General features: G+C 48.7%; 23 protein-coding genes. 11 read left to right on the top strand and 12 right to left on the bottom strand.

The window, feature by feature from the left end:
* The first annotated feature begins 23 nt into the window (after window positions 1-23).
* The 6 genes from ACI1P2_RS11860 (at window position 24) to ACI1P2_RS11835 (ending at window position 6,670) form a co-directional block, all read left to right on the top strand.
* On the top strand, window positions 24-1,193 hold the full coding sequence (locus ACI1P2_RS11860) for a Ger(x)C family spore germination protein (protein ID WP_355319967.1): 1,170 nt from the start codon (window positions 24-26) through the stop codon (window positions 1,191-1,193).
* A 17-nt stretch (window positions 1,194-1,210) separates the two neighbouring features.
* The gene (locus ACI1P2_RS11855) at window positions 1,211-1,453 is read left to right on the top strand and encodes a hypothetical protein (protein WP_355319965.1); all 243 of its coding nucleotides are present in this window, start codon (window positions 1,211-1,213) and stop codon (window positions 1,451-1,453) included.
* A 21-nt stretch (window positions 1,454-1,474) separates the two neighbouring features.
* Window positions 1,475-2,569 (top strand): GerAB/ArcD/ProY family transporter, encoded by a 1,095-nt coding sequence (locus ACI1P2_RS11850; RefSeq protein WP_355319963.1) that lies wholly within the window; start codon window positions 1,475-1,477, stop codon window positions 2,567-2,569.
* Window positions 2,570-2,682: 113 nt separating this feature from the next.
* Entirely contained in the window at window positions 2,683-4,413 is a 1,731-nt protein-coding gene (locus ACI1P2_RS11845) for a DEAD/DEAH box helicase (RefSeq protein WP_355319961.1), read from the top strand.
* Window positions 4,414-4,435: 22 nt separating this feature from the next.
* Window positions 4,436-5,362, top strand: coding sequence for a YqhG family protein (locus tag ACI1P2_RS11840; protein WP_355319959.1), 927 nt, complete (start codon window positions 4,436-4,438; stop codon window positions 5,360-5,362).
* Window positions 5,363-5,590: 228 nt separating this feature from the next.
* Window positions 5,591-6,670, top strand: a complete 1,080-nt coding sequence (locus tag ACI1P2_RS11835) for a hypothetical protein (RefSeq protein ID WP_355319957.1) — start codon at window positions 5,591-5,593, stop codon at window positions 6,668-6,670.
* A 57-nt stretch (window positions 6,671-6,727) separates the two neighbouring features.
* Here the strand turns inward: ACI1P2_RS11835 and ACI1P2_RS11830 are convergent, their stop codons facing one another.
* A complete protein-coding gene (locus ACI1P2_RS11830; RefSeq protein ID WP_355320123.1) occupies window positions 6,728-6,928 on the bottom strand; it encodes a YqzE family protein in 201 nt (66 codons plus the stop codon).
* A gap of 165 nt (window positions 6,929-7,093) precedes the next feature.
* On the opposite strand from ACI1P2_RS11830, the gene ACI1P2_RS11825 reads away from it, so the two are divergent.
* Window positions 7,094-7,822 carry an N-acetylmuramoyl-L-alanine amidase gene (locus ACI1P2_RS11825; protein WP_355319955.1) on the top strand — a complete coding sequence of 243 codons (729 nt, stop codon included), beginning with the start codon at window positions 7,094-7,096 and terminating at the stop codon, window positions 7,820-7,822.
* On the opposite strand, the gene ACI1P2_RS11820 is transcribed toward ACI1P2_RS11825, so the two are convergent.
* The gene (locus tag ACI1P2_RS11820) at window positions 7,797-8,633 is read right to left on the bottom strand and encodes a divergent polysaccharide deacetylase family protein (protein WP_408976207.1); all 837 of its coding nucleotides are present in this window, start codon (window positions 8,631-8,633) and stop codon (window positions 7,797-7,799) included. The two genes, ACI1P2_RS11825 and ACI1P2_RS11820, sit on opposite strands and share 26 nt — an antisense overlap.
* A 315-nt stretch (window positions 8,634-8,948) precedes the next feature.
* Here ACI1P2_RS11820 and ACI1P2_RS11815 point away from each other — a divergent pair, with 315 nt between their 5' ends.
* From ACI1P2_RS11815 to ACI1P2_RS11800, 4 genes are all read left to right on the top strand, one after another.
* On the top strand, window positions 8,949-9,374 hold the full coding sequence (locus ACI1P2_RS11815; RefSeq protein WP_355319953.1) for an SRPBCC family protein: 426 nt from the start codon (window positions 8,949-8,951) through the stop codon (window positions 9,372-9,374).
* Between the two features lie 2 nt (window positions 9,375-9,376).
* Window positions 9,377-9,703, top strand: coding sequence for an ArsR/SmtB family transcription factor (locus tag ACI1P2_RS11810; RefSeq protein WP_355319951.1), 327 nt, complete (start codon window positions 9,377-9,379; stop codon window positions 9,701-9,703).
* Between the two features lie 65 nt (window positions 9,704-9,768).
* Window positions 9,769-10,014, top strand: coding sequence for a (4Fe-4S)-binding protein (locus tag ACI1P2_RS11805; protein ID WP_355319949.1), 246 nt, complete (start codon window positions 9,769-9,771; stop codon window positions 10,012-10,014).
* Between the two features lie 2 nt (window positions 10,015-10,016).
* Window positions 10,017-10,298, top strand: coding sequence for a GNAT family N-acetyltransferase (locus ACI1P2_RS11800; protein WP_355319948.1), 282 nt, complete (start codon window positions 10,017-10,019; stop codon window positions 10,296-10,298).
* A gap of 144 nt (window positions 10,299-10,442) precedes the next feature.
* Here the strand turns inward: ACI1P2_RS11800 and ACI1P2_RS11795 are convergent, their stop codons facing one another.
* The 10 genes from ACI1P2_RS11795 to sufB all read right to left on the bottom strand — a co-directional run bounded on the left by ACI1P2_RS11795 (window position 10,443) and on the right by sufB (window position 21,393).
* A complete protein-coding gene (locus tag ACI1P2_RS11795) occupies window positions 10,443-11,405 on the bottom strand; it encodes an ArsR/SmtB family transcription factor (RefSeq protein ID WP_355319946.1) in 963 nt (320 codons plus the stop codon).
* Between the two features lie 209 nt (window positions 11,406-11,614).
* A complete protein-coding gene (locus tag ACI1P2_RS11790) occupies window positions 11,615-12,121 on the bottom strand; it encodes a DUF4358 domain-containing protein (protein ID WP_355319944.1) in 507 nt (168 codons plus the stop codon).
* Between the two features lie 5 nt (window positions 12,122-12,126).
* Entirely contained in the window at window positions 12,127-13,266 is a 1,140-nt protein-coding gene (locus ACI1P2_RS11785; protein ID WP_355319942.1) for a DHHW family protein, read from the bottom strand.
* Between the two features lie 14 nt (window positions 13,267-13,280).
* Window positions 13,281-14,687 (bottom strand): MBOAT family O-acyltransferase, encoded by a 1,407-nt coding sequence (locus ACI1P2_RS11780; protein WP_355319940.1) that lies wholly within the window; start codon window positions 14,685-14,687, stop codon window positions 13,281-13,283.
* A 37-nt stretch (window positions 14,688-14,724) separates the two neighbouring features.
* Complete coding sequence (locus ACI1P2_RS11775; RefSeq protein ID WP_355319938.1) at window positions 14,725-15,411, bottom strand: GDSL-type esterase/lipase family protein; 687 nt, start codon at window positions 15,409-15,411, stop codon at window positions 14,725-14,727.
* Between the two features lie 194 nt (window positions 15,412-15,605).
* The gene (locus tag ACI1P2_RS11770) at window positions 15,606-17,426 is read right to left on the bottom strand and encodes a sensor histidine kinase (RefSeq protein ID WP_355319936.1); all 1,821 of its coding nucleotides are present in this window, start codon (window positions 17,424-17,426) and stop codon (window positions 15,606-15,608) included.
* Window positions 17,423-18,100: a response regulator transcription factor gene (locus ACI1P2_RS11765; protein WP_355319935.1), complete on the bottom strand. Its 678-nt coding sequence runs from the start codon at window positions 18,098-18,100 to the stop codon at window positions 17,423-17,425. The genes ACI1P2_RS11770 and ACI1P2_RS11765 overlap by 4 nt, the downstream gene beginning before the upstream one ends.
* Window positions 18,101-18,508: 408 nt before the next feature.
* Window positions 18,509-19,000: a MarR family transcriptional regulator gene (locus ACI1P2_RS11760; protein ID WP_355319933.1), complete on the bottom strand. Its 492-nt coding sequence runs from the start codon at window positions 18,998-19,000 to the stop codon at window positions 18,509-18,511.
* An 80-nt stretch (window positions 19,001-19,080) separates the two neighbouring features.
* On the bottom strand, window positions 19,081-19,830 hold the full coding sequence (gene gpmA / locus ACI1P2_RS11755) for a 2,3-diphosphoglycerate-dependent phosphoglycerate mutase (RefSeq protein WP_355320121.1): 750 nt from the start codon (window positions 19,828-19,830) through the stop codon (window positions 19,081-19,083).
* A gap of 165 nt (window positions 19,831-19,995) precedes the next feature.
* A complete protein-coding gene (sufB, locus tag ACI1P2_RS11750; RefSeq protein WP_355319931.1) occupies window positions 19,996-21,393 on the bottom strand; it encodes a Fe-S cluster assembly protein SufB in 1,398 nt (465 codons plus the stop codon).
* Between the last annotated feature and the right edge of the window lie 5 nt (window positions 21,394-21,398).

Raw genomic sequence — 21,398 nt, 5'->3', positions numbered from 1 at the left:
TTTTATTGAAAGAAGGCTTTATGATGCGAAAAATTGCAGTTGCCGGCTGTATGATGGTCTGCGTTCTATTGCTGCCGGGTTGCTGGGATAAGTCAGAACTTACGGACCGGACCTTTGTCTTAGGGCTTGCTGTAGACAAAGCCGATCATGGAATGGTTGATCTTACCATGCAAATATACAAGCCTGTACATTCCGGCGGTTCAGAAGGAAAGCAAGGAGGAAGTATATCCTATATCAATGTGAAAACTAAGGGTGATACGATGTTTGACGGGATTCGGGATATTATCCTTCATACAGGACGCAAAGGACAATGGAGCCATTTGAAAGCTATCATTATAGAAGATAAGTTAGTACAAATTTATCCTGTCGGTCAGCTTTTGGATTTCTTTTACCGGGATCATGAGGCTAGACTTAGTTCTTCGTTTTTTATTGCCCAAGGGAAAGCAGCGCAATATTTGAAGATGAAGCCCTTAATCGAAAAAACAGAAAGTCAGCAGTTAATGCAAATCACAAAATACTCCAATCAAGGAAATTACAAAACGACCGAAACTTCTTTACTTGATCTTTTCCTCGGTCTTCGCAGCCAGACGGGGATTTCGTTAGTTCCTTACATCACAAAAGTCGGAGAAAAAGGAGAAGAGCTGGTTGCTAACGGAATGGCAGTCTTAAAAAAAGGAAAATGGAAAGGGATCGTTTCTGCTCAAGATTCAAGAATGATACATATGTTGCTTAATCAGTACAAGGGTGGAATTATCCGCGTTCCGTGCGACATTCAACGTGATTCGGGCAATGCAAGCGACAGTTCCCTGGAAGTGTTATCCTTCCATTCCAAACTAAAACCACAAATTGAAGGTGAAACAGTCAAACTTCAAATATTCGTTAAGCTCTCAGGAGCTCTTGGTGAAATGAGGTGCACGAAATTAAAAACTCCGGAAGATGAAAAAAAATTTACTGAAGCCGCTGCTCGGACAATTGATCAATCTCTAAGAAAAACTTTGAAGCGAATGACCCAAAAGAAATTAGACCTCATTGGATTAGGAGACCGGATTTATCGTAAAGATCCAGCCCTATGGAAACGGTGGAAGCGGAATTGGGATGAGCGTTTCGCTGATACTCAATTCGACATTAAAGTAAAAGTTGAAATAAAGAATAGCGGAACTGCATCACCAAAACCACTTTCGATGGACAAGTAGTGAAGGAGCACGAACGAATGGCTGAAAAAATGATGGTTGTCATGTCGAGTTATTTGTTAATGACGTTCTATAATCTTGCCAAAATAAAGAAAATGGCGCTGCGCGACAAGATCGCATATGAAGTAACCGTTATTGTCTCCATTTACCTTGGTATTGAGTATGTTGGAGAATTTGGAATGCCGATTCTTCATGATATTGCACTATGGCTGTATAAAGATTGGGGTCATAGCATTGTCGAGTATTTAGAGAAATATTCGTAGAAAAGGAGCCGCATAATCTTTATGAATAAGCAGATCATTAGTCAACAACAATTGATCGTATTGTTTTTTGTTTATTTGACTGGCTCAGCTAGTGTGAACCTTCCCGGTCCGTTAATTGGATTCGCCCATAACGGTGTGTGGATATCTCTGCTGCTCTCCGGCGCGGTTGCCATGATTCAATTGCTGCTTGTCCTTTACTTGGATAAGGAATATCCCGGACAATCTTTTAATGAATATAGCCAAGCTGTTTTGGGAACCTGGCCCGCCATTATTATTCTTATCCCGTTTATTTCACTTTTGTTTGAAATGAGTACGGATATCGTATTTGAAGTAGGCAAATATGCTAACAGTTCTTTAATGAGGGAAACTCCACAGTACGTATTCGATATCTTTATCTTCACCACAGTGGCCATAACAGTACGTGCAGGGATTGAAGTCATGAGCAGAATGTTTACCATTTTAATCATCATCGTGATGCTGTTCATCTTCTTAACTATGTTGTTGTCCTTTCCTAATTATCACAGCGAATTTCTTTTGCCTATTCTTCCTGATGGAATCAAACCTGTACTTCATGGCGCCTACCTTTCATATGGTTTCACCCACGCAGAACCGGTCTTACTCGCCCTGCTTCTTCCTTTTGTTCGTCGTCCGACCCGGGACTTGCATAAAAAGCTGATTATTGTGTTTGGTATCAGCGTGATCACATTGATTGCGGTCACGATATCAACCATTCTTGTTTTCGGACCCCTAGCCGGGGAAAGAAAGTATTCAATGGTAGAGGTTGCACGAATGATTGATATAGAACCTATTATTCAGCGGGTAGAATTTATTGTTGGGATAGCCTTAATCGTAGGTTCCTACATGAAAGCTTGCATTATAATTTTCATATTAAATCAATTAATCGTACGTATATGTAAATTAAAGGATGAGAAAGCACTCATATTTCCGCTGACTTTTATCAATATGATATGTGCTTTTATTTTACACAGAAGCGAAACAAGATTGACCGAGCACATCACGGTAATCCTGCCCATTTGGAAGTTGACCGGATTTACCATACCTTTGTTGATCGTGTTTGCAATTCATCTGCTGAAGAGAAAAAAACACTTCATCTAATAGAGCTTCCCTGTCATTCTTTCACGGCTATGTTATGAACTTGCTGCTTTAAGTCCATACTAATACCTACGAGTATCCGGTGCTGCCATTAGCCTCAGGAAGGAGGACCTATTGTGAGACCATCGACAAATTCAACTGCTGTTCCAACTTCCCCGCATGAGCTGCCTGTCCCCGTCCATTTCGACCGTTCGTGGGCGGAGGAGCTGGACGCCAGAGTGCGCAAAGGAGGGCCGTGGGGGGACTGGGAGCTGTTCAGGCTCGCTATTGAAGCGGAAGAAGCCAACATCGTACCGAGCTTTGATGAACTTCAGTGTCTCAAGCATTTGCAGGGGCTGACCCCTCTCCCGCACCAATTGGACACCGCCCGCAAGGTGCTGTTCGAAATGTCCGGACGCGCCATTCTCGCCGACGAGGTCGGACTTGGCAAAACGATCGAAGCTGGCATGATTCTCAAAGAATATATTATTCGCGGCCTCGCATCCAAGATACTGATTCTGGTTCCGGCTTCGCTGGTACTGCAGTGGGTCCGGGAACTGAACAGCAAATTCGGCATCCCGGCCGTCGCGCAGAAGAAAGTCCATTCCTGGTACTCCGATGTGGTCGTCGCCTCTATGGATACCGCCAAGCGGGAGCCGCATTGTGATATTTTGCTCGATACGGATTATGATTTGCTGATTATTGACGAGGCCCACAAGCTGAAGAATAAAAAGACAACCAACTATCAGTTCATTACCAAGCTGCGTAAAAAATACTGCCTGCTGCTGACGGCGACGCCCGTACAGAACGATTTGTCCGAGCTTTTCAATCTGATCAACCTGCTCAAGCCAGGACAGCTCGGCAGACAGGGAGATTTCTCGGCCAATTTCGTAGTCGACAAGCGTCTGCCCAAGAACGAGGAGCAGCTGAAGGATGAATTGGCCAAGGTCATGATCCGCAACCGGCGCGGAGAAGGGCCAGTGCAGTTTACTAAAAGGAATGTCTCCAACATCAACCTGGCGCTATCGACTGACGAACAGAATCTGTATAACGGAGTCACCTCCTTCGTTAGAGATCAGTATCAGGCAAATGGCGGCAATCTGAGCAGCATGCTCTCCATGGTGACGCTGCAGCGCGAAGTGTGCAGCAGCCGTGATGCGGTGTTCATCACCCTCGTCAATCTCGCCAAAAAGCTGGCGCCGGACTCACCGCTGCGTGACCGCATCTGGGACCTTGTCGCGGCGATCAAGGCGATCAAATCCAATACCAAGGCGGAAAAAACGCTGGAGCTAATCCGCGAAATGAATGATAAAGTTATCATTTTCACGGAATACCGGGCCACCCAGGAATATCTGCTGAACTACTTCAGGGAGCGCGGGCTTACGGCTGTCCCTTACCGCGGGGGGATGAACCGGGGACGCAAAGACTGGATGATGGACCTGTTCCGCGGACGGGTGCAGGTCATGATTGCGACCGAGGCTGGCGGCGAAGGAATCAACCTGCAGTTCTGCAACCAGATGATCAACTTTGATCTTCCCTGGAACCCGATGAGGGTCGAGCAGCGGATCGGCCGGGTGCACAGGCTGGGCCAGCAGAACGATGTCCACATTTACAACCTGTCCACGACAGGCACGATTGAAGAGCATATCCTGAACCTGCTGCATGAAAAAATCAATATGTTCGAGCGGGTAATCGGCGGCTTGGACGTCATTCTCGAACGGCTTGAGCAGCGGGAGTCCATTGAAAAAAGCCTGTACAAAATTATGCTGGAGTCCGGCAGTGAAGAAGAAATCCGCAGTAAACTGCATTCCCTCGGCCGTTCCCTTGATTCCATCAAACAGGAGGTAGAGCGGGAGGGCCACAGCTGACCTGTGAAAGGAGAACGTTAACTTGTCCATGAGTACTGACGAGATCCTGCGTTATGTGATGGCCTACCTCCGCTCTACCGGCTGCAGCATTATTGAAAAGTCACCGGCACATGTCACCGTCAAGCTGTCCCCCGAGGCGGATAAAGCGCTGACGAACCGGCCGTATTACTGGAGCTATGTCGAACGTACCGGAGTATCGGCGGAAACGATGTCGTATACGTTCGTATTTGATCCTACCACCTATGACCAGCTGCAGCAGAGTAGCGTTCCCGCAGTCGCCAATCCGGATCCAAACGGGCTGGTTGCCCGCTATTTCGGAGCCGCTCCGGCTTTGCCGCAGCTGGGCCCGAACCGGATTCTGCGCGAGGATGTCAGCTTTGGCAGCAGAAGGCTGCAGCAGATTTTTGCCGCGGCCCGCGAGGGTGGGCGTTATGTCAACCTGTTCGAGCAGGCTGGGCCCGAACAGCTCGACGCGCGCAGACCGGTAAAGTATGAGACCTGGCTGGGCGTGTGCTTCAAGGTGGAATTTGTCTGCGACCTAAAGCGGGAAGAGCTGCACTTTCTCGGCATTTCCATGCGGACGGGCCGGATTCAGGAGGACTTCGGCAAGCTGCTGGCCGGCAAGGAGCTCAGCCCGCAGCTTGCAGGAAATATGCATATTCCGACGGCCAAGCTTCCGCTTGCTGCTGCGGCGGCACAGCTGGAAGCCTATCTGCTGGAAGAGATCCGGGAGCGGGATTACCGGTGGTCGGAGCTGGCGAGAGAACGCCTGACAGAAGAACTGGCGGTAATCGACCTGTACTACGAGGATTTGTTGAAGGAGCCTGACGAAACCAAACGGACAGCCGTGCAGGAGCAGCACAACGCACGCCGTCAGGAAATGTCCTGGCAGTATGAGCCGAAGGTGCAGATTTCCGCAATTAACTGCGGGCTCTTCCATCTCCGCTGAGACATAACCTTTCAAAATTCAGCGGGGCCGGCAGCCGAATGCCATCATTCGTGCGATTCCGGCCTTCTGTTTGCTGTGATAGGACGCTTGGGCCATTAAATCGACAGCAGCATGCGCCTTTCTTTATGGCCTGTCCGGCGACAGCAAGCAGCAGTCTTCTCGCCGCGCCCGGTTTATGCTTATCATACGACACTTTGCAGAAATGTATATGAAAGAGGTGGAAATCCAATGAAACGCAAAAGCGCGTCCGGCAAAGGGGCGGGACTTGTCGCTGCGGCCATCATCGCTTTTACGGCGGCAGGGCTGTGCTCCCTGCCCGTCCGTGCCGAAACGGATGGACAAGCTCTTCTCTCTCCCGGCGCTGCGGCAGAGATGTCAGATGTCCTTGTCAGCCAAAGCCAGCTTTATTCAGACAGCAAAAGCGATGCAGATAGCCTCTCAAGTCAAGCTGTTTCCAGTAAGGCCGCACCAAAGGCCGTGAAGCTGACGGCCGAAGCAGCCCGTACTTCGCTGGCCGGACAACCGCAGTTTAAAGACTGGGAGAACGCCGATTTAACCTATAGCGCACTTGGTCCGGGCACGCATTCCTGGCTCGTATTGGTGCAGGGCGCAGGGAAGTCTGCGGGTTATATGATCATAACCCAGAACAAGGACGGTTCTTTCAAGTTAAACGAATACGGCTCCGGCAGCCTTCCTCCCTTCAGTCTGAATATATTGCAGCCTGTCCTGCAATCTCTTGCGGCGGCGGATCAGACCACCGTGGACAAGCTGCGGGTGACACCCGTATATGAGGAGCCTGCGCTTGCCTATTGGACAGTCCAATCCCCTGCTGCGGAGCACCTTTTATACATAGACGCTTTTACCGGACAAGATTTGCCCCTGGGGAAACCGGGCTGGAGAAATAAACTTAAACAAGCAGCAGGCTCTACCGGTATAGGCTCTACTGGCACAGCCTCACCGCTTACAGATACCGCCCTGATTGTTACCGATTCCTCCCCCGCGGACACCAGCCCTTATACGGACCTGGCTTGGCTGAAGCAAAAACCGCTTTCACTACACAGCGGCCGTGAATTTGAAGAAGCGCTGCAGGCATCACCGAACTTGAAGATGATCTACAGCGCCCAAGGGCTTAATTATGTATTTAATTCTCCTTTTACTGTGAACGGATACCAGCAATGGGCCTCAGGGAATCATACTGCACCCGAAAGCCTTTATATACGGACAGATTATACCGGTCAAACTACCCGTTACCTGCCGTTCAGCCGTCTTGCGGCTGCAGGCGCATTTTATACGATCAAGGATAAATGAATAGCTTGCAAACCGAATAGCCCGCTCCATATCCGGACCCGGGCTTGTCGGTTGGGACTATCTTCCCGCCTTCTGTTTTCTGTCTTCGCTGCGCGAAGATTTGAGCCACATGGAGAACGAGAACGGAAGCATGCCGAACCAGCGTGTGCGCCACGGTTCTTTCTCCATCCTCCGGGCACGCCGGACATCACGGGGCAGCTCCATATATTTTACGACCTGCTCCGTAATATACCGGACAAGCTCGTCGCCTTTGGCCATCTGATCAGCCTCCCTGCCGCCCTTGCGGGGCAGCGTTTTTTCCCTTTCCTTACTCAGCATGCGCATTTCCCCGTCAAACTAAACAGGTTTTCAGGTAGCATGTATGGATTGCCATAAATTACACATGCTACTATCAGACCATTTTGTTCCCGGGGGGAAATGAAGATGCAGCTTCCGATTCCTTTTGTATTTAAAAGAAACCTGTTTGTGATATTGCTGACCGTCTTGGCCATACTGTCTGCCGGAGAGTCCTGTGCTGCCGCGGCAGCTTCTCCATCCAATGAGAGCACTGAGCAGCTTCCCCATCTGTTCTTCAGCAGACCGGTTGTCATCATTGATGCCGGCCATGGGGGAATTGACGGAGGCACAAGCTACAAGGGGATTCTTGAAAAGGATATTAACCTGAAAATCGCCCAAAAATTATATCTTTTCCTCCGCAGCAGCGGTTATGAGGCCGTTCTCAACCGGAACGGGGATTACGCCCTCAGTGACGATAACCTTTGGCTCAAGTCTTCAAGACATCGCAGAGATTTGGCGCAGCGGAAAAGTCTGACCGATGAGCTGCCGACTACGATGCTTGTTAGCCTTCATGTCAACTGGAACAAAAACAGTAACAAAAGCGGGCCAGTCGTCCTATACCAGAACGTTGCCGAAAGCTTTCTGCTCGCGGATTCGATCCAGCAATATCTAAACAGCCTTTACCGTTCATCCCGCCTGCCCATGTACGGCAAGCCGTTTTATCTTCTCAACCAGATCAAACAGCCTGCCGTCATTGTGGAGACGGGTTTTATCAGCAACGAGCGTGATCGGAAGCTGCTGTGTGATTCTGCCGCACAAAAGCAGATCGCATCCGCCATAGCGGATGGAATCATGGCGCACTTAACGGCATGGTAGGCTGCGGTGTCCAGCCCCAGACCGTGCTTACAAGACGTCTGATCCCGACCAGCTCCGTTTTTTTCTGCAGCTCGGGTATGGACTGGCGCAGCACGGAGGAGGTATACAATCCGGGCATTCCGACATGGCCGATCATGACGCAGGTGTCATGGGAATTCAGCCAATCGGAGACAGCGTTCATCTGCCTGGATACATGAGTCAGCGTATACACATCGTCCAGGAAGATATCGTTATGAACGGGTGGAAGCCCTTTTTCCGAGGCAAGCTCATCCACCACCGATTTATGGTTCGTGCGGCTGTCGACAAAGAACATACCTCTTTCCTTGCATACGTCCAGGATGACAGACATAATCCGGCGGTCAGCCGTAATCTTGGAGCCCATATGGTTGTTGATGCCAACGGCATGCGGTACGTCATCAATGGCAGCCTCCACCCTGGTGCGCACCTCCTCATCCGTCATGCCCGACATAATAGCACCGGGTCCCAACCATTCCTTCTTGCCTTTGTTAGGCTCCATGGGCAGATGTACAAGCACATCATGTCCTTTGCGGTGGGCTTGCTCGGCATCCTGCTTTGTGGTGGGCAGAAAAGGCATGACGGCAACTGTAATATGCGCAGGCAGATCCAGCATCTCCTGAGTCCCCTTCATTCCGTTGCCAAAGTCGTCCACAATAATCGCAGCCAGCTTCCGCGTCTGTCCCGCATGATGTTCAGCGCCTTGCTTGTTTCCTTCCTTTTGACCGACATGCGCAGGATCAGGGGCAACGGGATTCGTATAGTCTGCTGCAAATATAGGGGAAACGGCGTTCATAACCATCCCGGCGAAAAAGCATATCCCAAGGGTTAAACAAAGGTGTTTGAAGCGTAAGCCTGCTGAACAGGCAGCAGTATAATCCATAAGATGCTTTGCAAGTCTTATCATGATCTTCATGTCCTTTACACCTCCTCTAAGCATGCTTTCATTGTTTGAGGAAGGAGGCGCAAATATGTATGTATTTGCACTACAAGAAATGGAACCCAATTAATCCCTGGTTAGAATAAATGGCTTGTTCTTGAAATATAACACCATAAGGTGTTACTATTAAAAAGCAAAACCAAAAGGTGTTATAAATTCAGGAGGTCAATCATGTCAACTCAAGGAGCTTTACCCGAAATTCGTAAAACCGTCATTCTGAATGCTTCTATTGAAAAGGTATGGAAAGCCGTTGCCACATCGGAAGGCATAACCGCATGGTGGATGCCCAACACGTTTGAACCGGTAGAAGGCCATGAATTTATTCTGCATGCCGGCCCATTTGGCGACTCCCCCTGCAAAGTCACGGAGATTGATCCGCCCCACCGTGTTTCATTTAAATGGGGAAAGGACTGGCAGCTTACTTTTGAATTGTCCGAGCTGGACAATGGTAAAACAGAATTCACGCTCATTCATTCGGGCTGGGACGAAGCTCAGGCGACCGAATTTGGACAACCTCATTCGGTTGTGCGCGGAGTCATGGACGGCGGCTGGGAGAATATTGTCAAAAACAAGCTTGTTGAATATGTTGAGGGATAAAGTTGGGCGAACCAGTATTTAGGCATGATGTTTTTCAGGCCATCGCCGATCCCACCCGCCGCAAAGTGTTAAAGCTGCTTGCAGATCAGGACATGCCCATTGTAGCCATATCGGAACATTTCCCTTTATCACGTACGGCCATCAACAAGCATTTGCATATTTTATCCGATGCAGGTCTGGTCAGCCGCCAAAAAGTCGGGAGAGAAACACGATATAAGCTAAAGCCGGAGCCTCTCACCCAAGTCAGAGAGTGGCTCACCTTCTTTGAAGCCTATTGGGACGATAAGCTGGATCTGCTTAAAAGCTATGTCGAGAATGATATGGATTGATAGTTATTTAATAGAAGTTATGGTATAGTCATTACACCGAATACCAAGATGAAGGATGTGAGCGTATGCAGAACGCAAAGAAGCTGTATTATGGGGAAAAAATTACGGTGACGTTTCAGCCAGAGAAATGCATACATTCCGGTGTTTGCGTTAAAGGCTTCCCCTCGGTTTTCAATCTGAGTAAGCGGCCTTGGGTAGACCCTGATGCGGCCACAGCAGAGGCTATTGCACGGCATATTGATAAATGTCCGAGCGGAGCCCTGGAATACGAGCATGTTGACGAAAAATCGGACAATAAAGAGGGCGCATAACAATGCATAATGTGGTTCATAATTCAGCCAACAAACGGTTTCAGATTTCGGATCATGACTCTATGATCGCCGAAATGACATATGTGGTCTCAAGCCCGAGCCTATATATTATCGATCATACCTACGTAGATACTGCTTACCGTGGGCAGGGACTTGGAGACCTCCTTCTCGAAGCAATGGTGAAACATGCAAGGGAAAACGAAATTAAGATTTTGCCATTATGCCCTTTTGCTAAAGGCAGATTCCAGGAGCGTGCTGAATTGGGAGACGTTCTCCATCATTAGATCAGCAGAAAAAACAATCGGACCGTGCAAGGATACCCTCTTGCCGGTCCATTTTTTGATCTTTGAATCCGCAAAAACGTCCGTTTTCGTAAAAGAAGGGCTTTAATACATTTTAATATTATCGAAGCTCACATTGTTATGTAATCAGGAGCCTGCTGCTTCGTTTTCTGATTCTTGTTGATCCGCCGCATAATAAACTTTCAGGACAATATCCTGCTCATAATCGCCGAACTGTCTGCCGAACAGGTTCATGCCCCCCTGGTGAACCGCGTCAGGCTTTACGCCGACCCGGAGTCTGATGTTGGGACGCTGCAAAAGCTTCAAGTCGCCTATAGTGACATCTGATATCTTCTCCATGTCGAGCGTTGTCCATTTCCTGTCGATACGCCAAGTCTTCAGCAGCCCGTATTGGGTTGACCAATCCGCCCACCAGGACGGATTCAGCCTGCCGCGCCGATCGCCAAAATCTCCGGGACTTGTCCATGTGCCGATCTCAACACCATTCATCCAAACCGTAATATCCGATGGCCAGTTATTGTCATAGTTTGGCGCTTCGGAGCACATTTCCATGGACAACTCCAAAGCATCAATTCGGGCCTTCGGCGGTACCTCAAGCGGCAGCAAATATTCCAAATACCCTTTCCGCAGCCAAATCATCTGTGCTCCAACATGCTTCGGATGATAAAAGCTTGCCGGCTCGTCCTCTCGAACGAGCATACCGTCGGTGTTTGCCATCCCGCAGGTGGGATGAACCTCACAATCGCTGTAGTGGCCGATGGGCATCTCCATATCGTAAGTACTCAGGACCGGTCTTGGAACCGTCTTCTCTACATTGAACGCTATGCGAATATCATCATAATTGCGGCTGCATACCTTCATCGCTCCCCGTGTAGCCGGAAGCAGCTCGGTATTGATCAGCTTGGCCGCCTCCAGTATTTTCACATTATTGGCAACCGTCGATACCGGCAGCTTCAGCGTTTCCGCAATCTCCATAATATTCATATTCCTTGTGCTGAGCAGCTGCAGCATATCGACACGGGCACGGGTTGACAAAGCATGGGCAACGGCTACAAGTTTATCCGGATCATCAAAGCTTAACTCCAGCATATGGATGTCTCCTCTAGTATATTAATTACAATAATATTACATGAAAGCCCATTTGTTATCAATATTTTGTAATGAAGAACAGCACTGTGCAAGTGACCCTCTCCTCACGGCCATGGCGGATACCGTCACATTCAGCAAAAAAGCCCGCAATTCGCCATATAAGCAAATTTACGAGCCGTTGTTCATTTCTTGAGCTATTTACACAAAATCTATTGGATCTGCTTAATTGCATCGTCAAATGCTTGCTCCATTTGGCTGGCCTCATTGGAAACCGCGAAGAAGACAAATCGCCCCTCCGTTTTTAACACATGATTTTCGACCAAAAAATATTCGTTTGGCCGATAGTCTGCAAATTTTATTTTCTGCGCGGCTATTCGCTCCTTTATCTTCTCTTCGACGAGTTCCGCCTGAGGCTGCTCCTTTACTTTGATCACGGCCCATTCGTCCGCTTTCACATTCGATACGGATGTATAAAGAATAAAATCTTCCACGGTATCCGCGTCAAGCTTATATAATTTCTGCAGCTTTTCACGGTCCCCTTTTTTCATCTCTTTCAAATCCACCGTCTGTACGATTCTCTTGCCCACTTCATCGGCCGAGAGTTTATCCGCGGCCATGCTGCTCCTGCCGGAGCATCCGGACAGAACGCCGACCACACCAACCATTGCGAGAATAACAGCGAGAATGTATCTTTTTCTTGACCAATGTTTTTCCATTGAAATCACTCCGATAAATATTGAATGGATGGATCTTCAGAAAACGTGCTTGCATTGTAAAGCAGCAGCATCTCCCGGATGCCATGCTCATTCACAAATGCCGTCAGATCCCCATCGTAATAACGAAGATCCACCACGTCGATTTCGCTGAAATGCTTCAGCAGAAAGGGAATAAAGCTATTCGCGTACGAATCTTTGACAACCAGCAGCTTTTTTCCGTTCGTTTGACCCGTTTCAATGCGGATCAGTCCATGGTTGCCGTTCAGAAATACCGCGTATTTATCCTTCTTCTCCAGCTGCTCCGGCGCATACAACGAATTCGAGGTCTTGCCTTCGTCGACATACATTACGGTATATTTCTCTTGATCCTTTGGCCGATACAGTTTAATGCTGTCGGGCTGCACATGCCTGAAACCGCTCTTCGAATAAAGCGATCCATAAAATTCACCGGTTGCCTGCCGAACAATAAAGTCCTCGTCTTTTTGCGGATTCAGTCCCATCTGCTTGCACAGCTCAAGGTAAGCGGTATAAGCGCCTTGGGTTGTCCAGTGGTGGTCGGTTTTATAAAAGATAGGCTGCTCCCTCTTCGCATACAACGCGGGAAAAACATCAACAAAATGAATATCCGGAGACAGCGATCGCCGGATTCTGTCCAGATACGCCTCTTCAACGCCGGTGTCGGCGTATTTCGGAAGCTTGTCCTGATGCACAGCCGCCGCCGTGGGCACGATCATCACATATTTGCGCAGGCCGGGTGTGGCAGCGCCAAACGCATGGATGGCGTCCATCTTCTCCTCTACATCCTCTTCCGCCGGGGGGACAAACTTTTGAATGAGGTACCCTTCTTTCCCGAGGTAAACCCCGTTGCTCTCCTTTTTCCCCAACATACGGTCCATATCCGTTTTCACCCCGATCCACAGGTCGCGAAAGACAAACTGGTCGGACATGTAGGCCTCGAAATCGGAAGTAAAGTCACCCGACAGCAATGTATTCAGTGAAAAATGCGGCAGCTGCTTCAGCATCCGGTTCTCCGCTTCCGAAAAGGCACGATCCGGAGCAGCCCAATTGAGTACGGCGATCACGCCCGTAAACAAGAGCAGCAATACGGCCAGACATTTTCCGCTGATTTTGTCGTTTTCGTCCATAACCGCCGCCCTCCTTAGAAACGAAAGTATAAAAACGGATTGTAGCTTTCATCGACCAAATACGCCGTCGACAGCACCATGAAGAGTAGGTAAATGAGCGGAGTGACCACTGCACCGACAATTCTCCGTCTTGTCTTCATGTACGCTAAGGCTTTCCCAGGAAGCGGAGTAGCGCAGAGGGCCAATACGATCAGCAATACAGCATTCGCGGACAGATCGTAGAGCGCCTGCCGATCCGCAAATCCGTGTCCGCCGAAGCCAAACATCACACCGATGAAACGCCAGGCGGAAGCCAACTGCTCCATTTCAAACAACACCCAGCCGACGATCACGATCAGCAGCGTATAAATATGGCCGGCAAAAACGGGCATTCGCCCAAGCCACCGCAGCAGAAACAGCTTTTCGATCATTACGAAAAAACCGAAATACAATCCCCATACGATAAAATTCCAGCTGGCGCCATGCCACAGGCCGGTTAAAAACCACACGACCAGCACATTCCGAAGCTGCTTTGCCATTCCCTGCCGGTTGCCGCCAAGCGGGATATACACATACTCCCGAAACCAGGTGCCGAGCGATATATGCCATCTGCGCCAAAACTCCGTCACACTCCTGGATATATACGGGTAACGGAAGTTTTGCATGAAATCGAACCCGAACAGTTTGCCCAGACCACGAGCCATATCGGAGTACCCGCTGAAATCGAAATAGATTTGCAGGGTGAACGCGATAATGCCAAGCCAGGCGGACAGGACGGACAGCTCAGCGATCGGCTCCGCTTTGACGCTTGTCCAGAGCAATCCGATATTGTTGGCAAGCAGCACTTTTTTCGCCAGGCCTCTGATGAACAGCTCCGCCCCTTCGCCAAAACGGTCCAGCGTTACTGTGCGGGAAGCAAGCTGTCCCGCGATATCGCCGTATTTCACGATCGGGCCCGCCACAAGCTGGGGAAACATCGCCACATACGCCCCGAATGTAACGATATTCCTCTGTGCCGGTACCTTGCCCAGATATACATCTACGACATAAGACATCGTTTGGAACGTATAAAAGGAAATGCCCACCGGCAGCGGCAGATCGGCCATTTGGATATTCAGATGAAACAGCTGATTGATATTATCAACGACAAACCCGCCATATTTAAAAAAGCCGAGAATCCCCAAGCTGCCGGCCATCGAACCGAAAAAAAACATCCTGGCAATCGGCTTCCGGTGCCTGTACTTATCGATCATAAGCCCGTTGAAGTAGTCAAATACCGTCGAGAATACCATAATCACAATGTATACCGGTTCGCCCCATGCGTAAAAAATCAAGCTTGCAACGAGCAAAATGGCATTTCGCAGCTTCCTTGGCGAAACATAATAAACCAGAACAGTGACGGGAAGGAAAATGTACAAAAAGATAAGACTGCTAAAGACCAACCCTTGTCACCTCCAAAGCAGCAGACCCGCTCGCATGTTATTTCACTTGCTCCTTCAGCAGCTCCAGCATCTGCACATAAAATTCCGGCTTAAAATGAATGCCGTCCGAATCGTACAAGTCAGCGCCGCTGGCAAAAATCGGGGATAAATCGGTAAACTTGACCTGCTCCTTGTCCGCCAGCTCTTTGACAGCCTGATTGTAATCCTCGATATTTTTGTACCGTGGTTCCTTCTTCAACGCTTCAGCACTTACTGGAGTAACCGTTAACAGTGTGATCCGGGCCTGCGGCAGCTTTTCCTTGATCAAACCGATCAGCTTGGCATAGTTGTTCATGGAGTAGGCTGTCGGATCATCCGTCGGCCATAAAATATCGTCCGAGCCCAGTTGGATAAAGACCTGCTTCGGATTCCGCTTGGCAAGCTCGTCGATATCATCCAGCGCAAATTGTGCTGTTTTCCCCGCCCCGGCAAGCACCTTTTTCTCGTCCAGCACATCATGAAAGGACAGCCCTTCCGTAATGGAATCCCCCAGAAATACACTGTCTTGAAAAATCTGTTGATACGAATTGGCGGTTGGCTCCGATGCTACAGCGCCCCCCTGTTCCTGCTCTTGGGATGCCGACTGTTGAGCGGTCTCGGCAGGGTCAGTTGTATTGCTTCCGCACGCTGCCAGTGCCAACGCAATACTTCCTGTCAGTAATGTCATCACGATTTTTTTGTACATGTGATCTACCTTCCTTTCGAAAAAAAGTTTAATTTCGCGAGATCAAGATAAAGTGCAGATTCAATCAAAATGATTTATAGATTGGGAGGGTTGTTATAAAAACAAAAAAGAAGCTGCCCGTCCAAGAACCGAATGGTCCTTGGAAACAGCTCCTTTTTCCAAAATACATGCCATGCCGTGGTATGCTCATCACCCTACGCTTTTTTATTCAAATAAAAATAAAACAGGACTCCGTCCCGAGTGTTCATCACGCCATAAGGAACGCCGTGCAGCTCCAATATTTTTTTGGAAATGGCAAGGCCGAGTCCCGTTCCTCCGGTCGACCGCTGACGGGAAGGCTCTCCGCGATAGAAACGGTCCCAAATTTTCTCCAGTTGTTCATCCGAAATATGGGCCCCTTTATTTTCGACACCTATTTTCACGCGATCTTGCTCGTCTGTGACGGTGACAATGATTGACTCCTGCTCCGGTGTATAACGAATCGCGTTCGTGAGAAAATTGACAATGACCTGCTCAATCCGGAGCTCATTGCCGATCACCTCGACAGGTTGAAGCGAAGTGTGCAGATGCAGCCGTTTTTTGTCCATGTCCGCAGCCAATTTGGCGTAAATACGCTCGATGAGGATGTCAATATAAAACGGGGCCATCTCCATTTTGTACGTGCCAGATTCATATTTGGCCAGCTCCAGCATATCCCCAATGAGCAGATTCATCCGGTTCACCTCATCCTCCATCGCCGCAAAATAGTAATCCCGCTTATGGCTTGCAACCCCGTCCTTCAGCACAGAAAGACAGCTCTGAATGACGCTTAGAGGGGTCTTGAGTTCATGAGATGCAGTAGAAATAAACTCCTTTCTTGTATGCTCAAGCAGCTTTTCCTTCTCAATGTCCTGCTCCAGCCTGATGATATGGCTGTGCAGCCGCTCGGAAAGCTCGTTAATGCTCCGTGACAGATCGCCGATCTCATCGTTTGTCGCGACCGGAATTTTTTCGGAAAAGTCGAGCGAAGCCATTTGCTGTGCCGTTCGATTGATACGAAGCAGCGGCCGGGTGATTTGACGGGAATAATAAAACGAGACGAGCATTACGAGCAGCACCGCAGCTGCCATAATGTATACATAATAATTCTTGATCATGCCCGCAGCTTCATTCACCGGCTGCAGCGACGTAACCGCAAGCAGATAACCGGGTTCCCCGCCTTCGCCCTGAACCGGATCAATAAATATTTTGTAATTCACATGGTTTTCCTCATAATCGATGACTCGATCCGCTTCCGCCTGCGGAACATCTCCATACAGCAGATTCGCTTGGAAAGCCTGAATTCGATCCAGAAGCAGCCGGTTCGTATAACGCGAAACCGCCGTCACTTCCGGTATACGCAGCTTCGTAATCGTTCCTTTTACCAGAATGCTGGGATACTTTTCGTGGTACTGCGTTGGATTTGCATATCTGGTGACGACTTCGTATTCTTTGTTCACCATCTGCTGATTTTCGAGTTGGTTTTCCTCCCGCAGATTGGATACGCTTCTCCCCATCCGCTGGATAATCAGCTCATCATTCATCAGCAGACCTTCCATAGCGATGCCTTGCCCTTCCTTGATCCATGGTTCCTTAAACGGATTGGTGTCATAAAAATCCTCCACGTTTATGAAGCTGTACAGCGGAACCTTGATCGTACGGCCGGAAAATGCAGAATCACCGTCAACCTGGTCCAGCTTAATTTCCATGAAAAAATCATCGGTGTATTTCAAATAACCCATTGCATCAAGGGGAGCGATCCAAGTGTTGTGACGTTCATAAAACTCCTGTTCCTGTTTGGCCGCCTGCTCTTCGTCAATCGCCTGTTGCAGTGGACCTTGTTCGTAAGCAACGAGTGCCGCCTCTACGTCCTTCACTTTCTGATGAACGTAAAATTGCTTGAGAAATACGGTTTGTCCGGCAAAAATAGCCCCTATCAGGAACAGGCATAACCCGGCCGTTAACAAAAACAGCTTGAGTACGATGCCCTTTTTCATGGCTGCTCCTCAAATTTATACCCTGAGCGCACAACCGTAACGATATGCCTGGCATGCTCCCCCAGCTTGGAACGCAGGTTACGGATATGGCTGTTGACCGTGCGGTCATCGCCAGCAAAATCATAACCCCAAATTTTTGTGATCAGCTGTTCTCGGGTAATAATAATCCCTTTGTTTTTCATCAAATAGGCCAAAATTTCAAACTCGGTATGCGTAAAGCTGCAGTTTTTCCCGTCTGCCGAAACGGTGCGGGACGGAAAATGTATCGTAATGCCGCTGCTGCTCAGCATGCCGTTCTCTTCTTCGCGAACATACCTGCGCTCCAAAAGCCGCTTTACCCTTGCAAGCAGAATGGGCGGACTGTACGGTTTGACGACATAGTCGTCGGCCCCGAGCTCGAAGCCAAGAAGCGTATCGTCTTCGTCCGAACGGGCCGTTAGCATGATGATCGGGACATTCGACGTCTTGCGGATCCGCTTGCACACAGACCAGCCGTCCAGTTCAGGCAGCATGATGTCCAGTATGATCAAGTCCACCTCATGTTCTTGAAATAACGAGAGCGCTTCTTTGCCATCGGCGGCTTCAAGCACGCTATAACCTTCTTCAAGCAGATAATCCTTCATAATTTCCCGTAAAATATGTTCATCTTCTACGATCAATACAGTTCTTGGCATATGACAACCTCACAACGTTTTTCTAGTAACCCATTGCCTTTACTATTAGTTCGACGACTATTTTCTGCACTATGTGTCATAGTTTAAATCGGTTTGAAATAATATAGCAAGTCAGCCCTAGAATAACTGTACAGGAGAAATACAGGAATAGTGGGTCTTAGCCATTATTCCATGGCTTCCAACATTTATGCTCATCTTGACCACCTTACTACAACTAAAAAGCCCCTGAATTGCCGCAAGGACAAATTCAGGAGCTCGCTCATTGTTAAATTGATGCGATGGCGCAACATCAGAGTGCTAATTCCCATGGAGCAGCCCGCTGAACGGGTCTGCAATTGTATGCGGAAGGCGTCTCGCCCGTCCGAAGCATCGGCCGCGATTAGCGCTTGCCAGCGCCAGAACGCTCGTCTACTCCTGCTCTTTCTCAACCCAATGTGTGGATACGTTCTGCAGAAATCGCAAAATAACGTGTAACTCCGCTTCCGTAAACGGCTCAAGCAATTGCATAAACCGCTTTTCCTCCAGTTTGTGAAGCTGCTGATGCAACTCAAAGACCTGTCTGCCCTTTGCCGCCAAACTGAAGTAGACTTCCTTCTTATTGTCATTCAACTGCCTGCGCTTTATATATCCTTCCTCCAACAGCTTCGTGCTGATTTTCGTAATACCGGCTTTGGACAAGTCCATCTTCTCTGCAAGTGCCGTATTATTAATTGGCCCGTTGTTGCCGATGCAGTCGATTACGTGCACGCTGGTCAAATGACGCGGGATTGACTCCAATTGCTGCTCCTGTGCAAAACGAAACATCTTATCCTGCTCCGTTTCGATGATTTGTTCGCTCAGATGCACAAAATGAACAGCCTGATCATGGACCAGCCCTTTGAGCGCTTCCAATGTATTCATCATCTCGGACCCCCGCACACAATTATAGTTAACTGATAAACAATCGTATCACGTTCCGGCGCGGGGAGCAACGTGCGCACTTATTCCATAATCTTGTCTGGCTCGGCAACCTCCTGGATCTTACTCTCTATGTGCTGCTCGCTTCCAAGGTAATGTTTCCCTACGGGATGTAATTGGTCATCTAAAGTATATACCAGCGGAGTACCAGTAGGCACATTCACATCAATAATCTCTTCCGAACTGAGATTGTCCAGAAACTTGATTAATGCCCGCAAACTATTGCCATGTGCAGCGATAATTACATTTTTCCCCGCTTTGATCTGTGGTGCAATTTCCTTATCCCAATAATCCCTGACCCGAATAACCGTTTCCTTGAGGCTCTCCGTTAACGGGATAAGCTCGTCATCAATGTCGCGATATTTAACATCGTTTTTTGGATAGCGGTCATCATCCTTTGTCAAAGCAGGAGGCAATACATCATAGCTTCTGCGCCATAATTTAACCTGCTCTTCTCCATATTTCTCAGCGGTGGCTGTTTTGCTTAAACCTTGAAGCGCACCATAATGACGCTCATTAAGCTGCCAGGTCTTGTATACAGGAATCCACAGCAAATCCATTTCTTCAAGCACATAATCCAGTGTTTTAATCGCCCGCTTCAAATATGAGGTGTAGGCGACATCAAATACGAACTGTTCTTCCTTGAGCAGCCTGCCGGCGTGCAAAGCCTCTTGAATACCTTTATCCGACAACTCTACATCCATCCAGCCTGTAAATAAATTGGCTTTGTTCCACTCACTTTCTCCGTGTCTAATCAGGACCAACTTATACATCTCTCTACCGTCCCTTGCTGCGGAATTTTTCCCATTTAAAATGTCCAAAAAACTCATCATCTGCTTTTGTATCGAAATACCGATCGGATTCCGAGCATTAACGAATTGTCAGTTGCCGTAATATCTAATCTACCCGCTGCGTCTTTCTGCTAAACCCTGAAGAAACTATCCTATACTGCCTTCCATCTCCAGTTTGATGAGTCGGTTCATCTCAACCGCATATTCCATGGGCAGTTCTTTCGTGAACGGCTCGATGAAGCCCATCACGATCATCTGCGTCGCTTCGTCTTCGGACAGGCCGCGGCTCATCAAGTAGAAGAGCTGGTCCTCGGATACCTTGGAGACGGTCGCTTCGTGCTCGAGCGTGACATTGTCGTTCATGATCTCGTTATAGGGAATCGTATCAGACGTGGACTCATTATCGAGAATGAGCGTATCGCATTTGATGTTCGACTTGGCGCCAAAAGCTTTGCGTCCGAAGGAAGCCAGACCACGGTATGTGACTTTACCCCCGTGCTTGCTGATCGATTTCGATATGATGGTCGAAGTCGTATCCGGAGCCAGATGAATCATTTTAGCCCCGGCATCCTGGTGCTGCCCTTTGCCGGCAACCGCAATCGAGAGCACCGAGCCCTTGGCTCCACGGCCTTTTAACACTACGGAAGGGTATTTCATCGTCAGTTTGGAGCCAATATTGCCGTCCACCCATTCCATCGTTGCGTTTTCTTCCGCTATCGCCCGTTTTGTCACCATATTATAAATGTTGGGAGCCCAGTTTTGAATGGTTGTATATCGCGCTCGTGAATTTTTCTTACAGATGATTTCCACAACAGCGCTATGAAGCGAGTTCGTGCTGTATATCGGTGCCGTGCAGCCTTCTACATAATGCACAAAGCTGTCTTCTTCCGTAATAATGAGCGTCCTTTCGAATTGTCCCATGTTCTCGGAATTGATACGGAAGTAAGCCTGCAAAGGCACCTCGCATTTTATCCCCTTCGGAACGTAGACAAAGCTTCCTCCTGACCATACCGCGCTGTTAAGTGCGGCAAATTTGTTGTCACTCGGCGGAATAATGGTTCCAAAATATTGGCGCAGCAGCTCCGGATGCTCTCGCAGCGCCGTATCCGTGTCTGTGAAGATGACCCCTTGTTCTTCCAACTCTTTTTGAATACTGTGATAGACAACTTCGGACTCATACTGGGCCGACACACCGGCAAGAAACTTCTGTTCCGCTTCCGGTATGCCAAGCTTGTCAAAGGTTTGCTTAATCTCAATCGGCACTTCCTCCCAGGTTTTCCCCTGTTTCTCGGAAGGCTTGACATAATATTGGATATCATTGAAATCCAGTGCTTGCAGATCGCCTCCCCATGCGGGCATCGACATACTTTGGAACAACTCCAGCGACTTCAGACGAAAGTCGAGCATCCAGGCGGGTTCACCCTTCATCTCCGATATGGTGGCAACAATCTCACGAGTCAGCCCCTTGCCGGACTGAAACACTGCTTGATGCGCATCTCTGAAGCCATACTGATATTCTCCCAGCTCTACTAATTCCTTAGCCATATGTT

The organism is Paenibacillus jiangxiensis (assembly GCF_046098255.1).
Taxonomy (GTDB): domain Bacteria; phylum Bacillota; class Bacilli; order Paenibacillales; family Paenibacillaceae; genus Paenibacillus; species Paenibacillus jiagnxiensis.
Note: the sequence above shows the minus strand (reverse complement) of the source record. Positions and strands in the feature narration are given on the sequence as shown.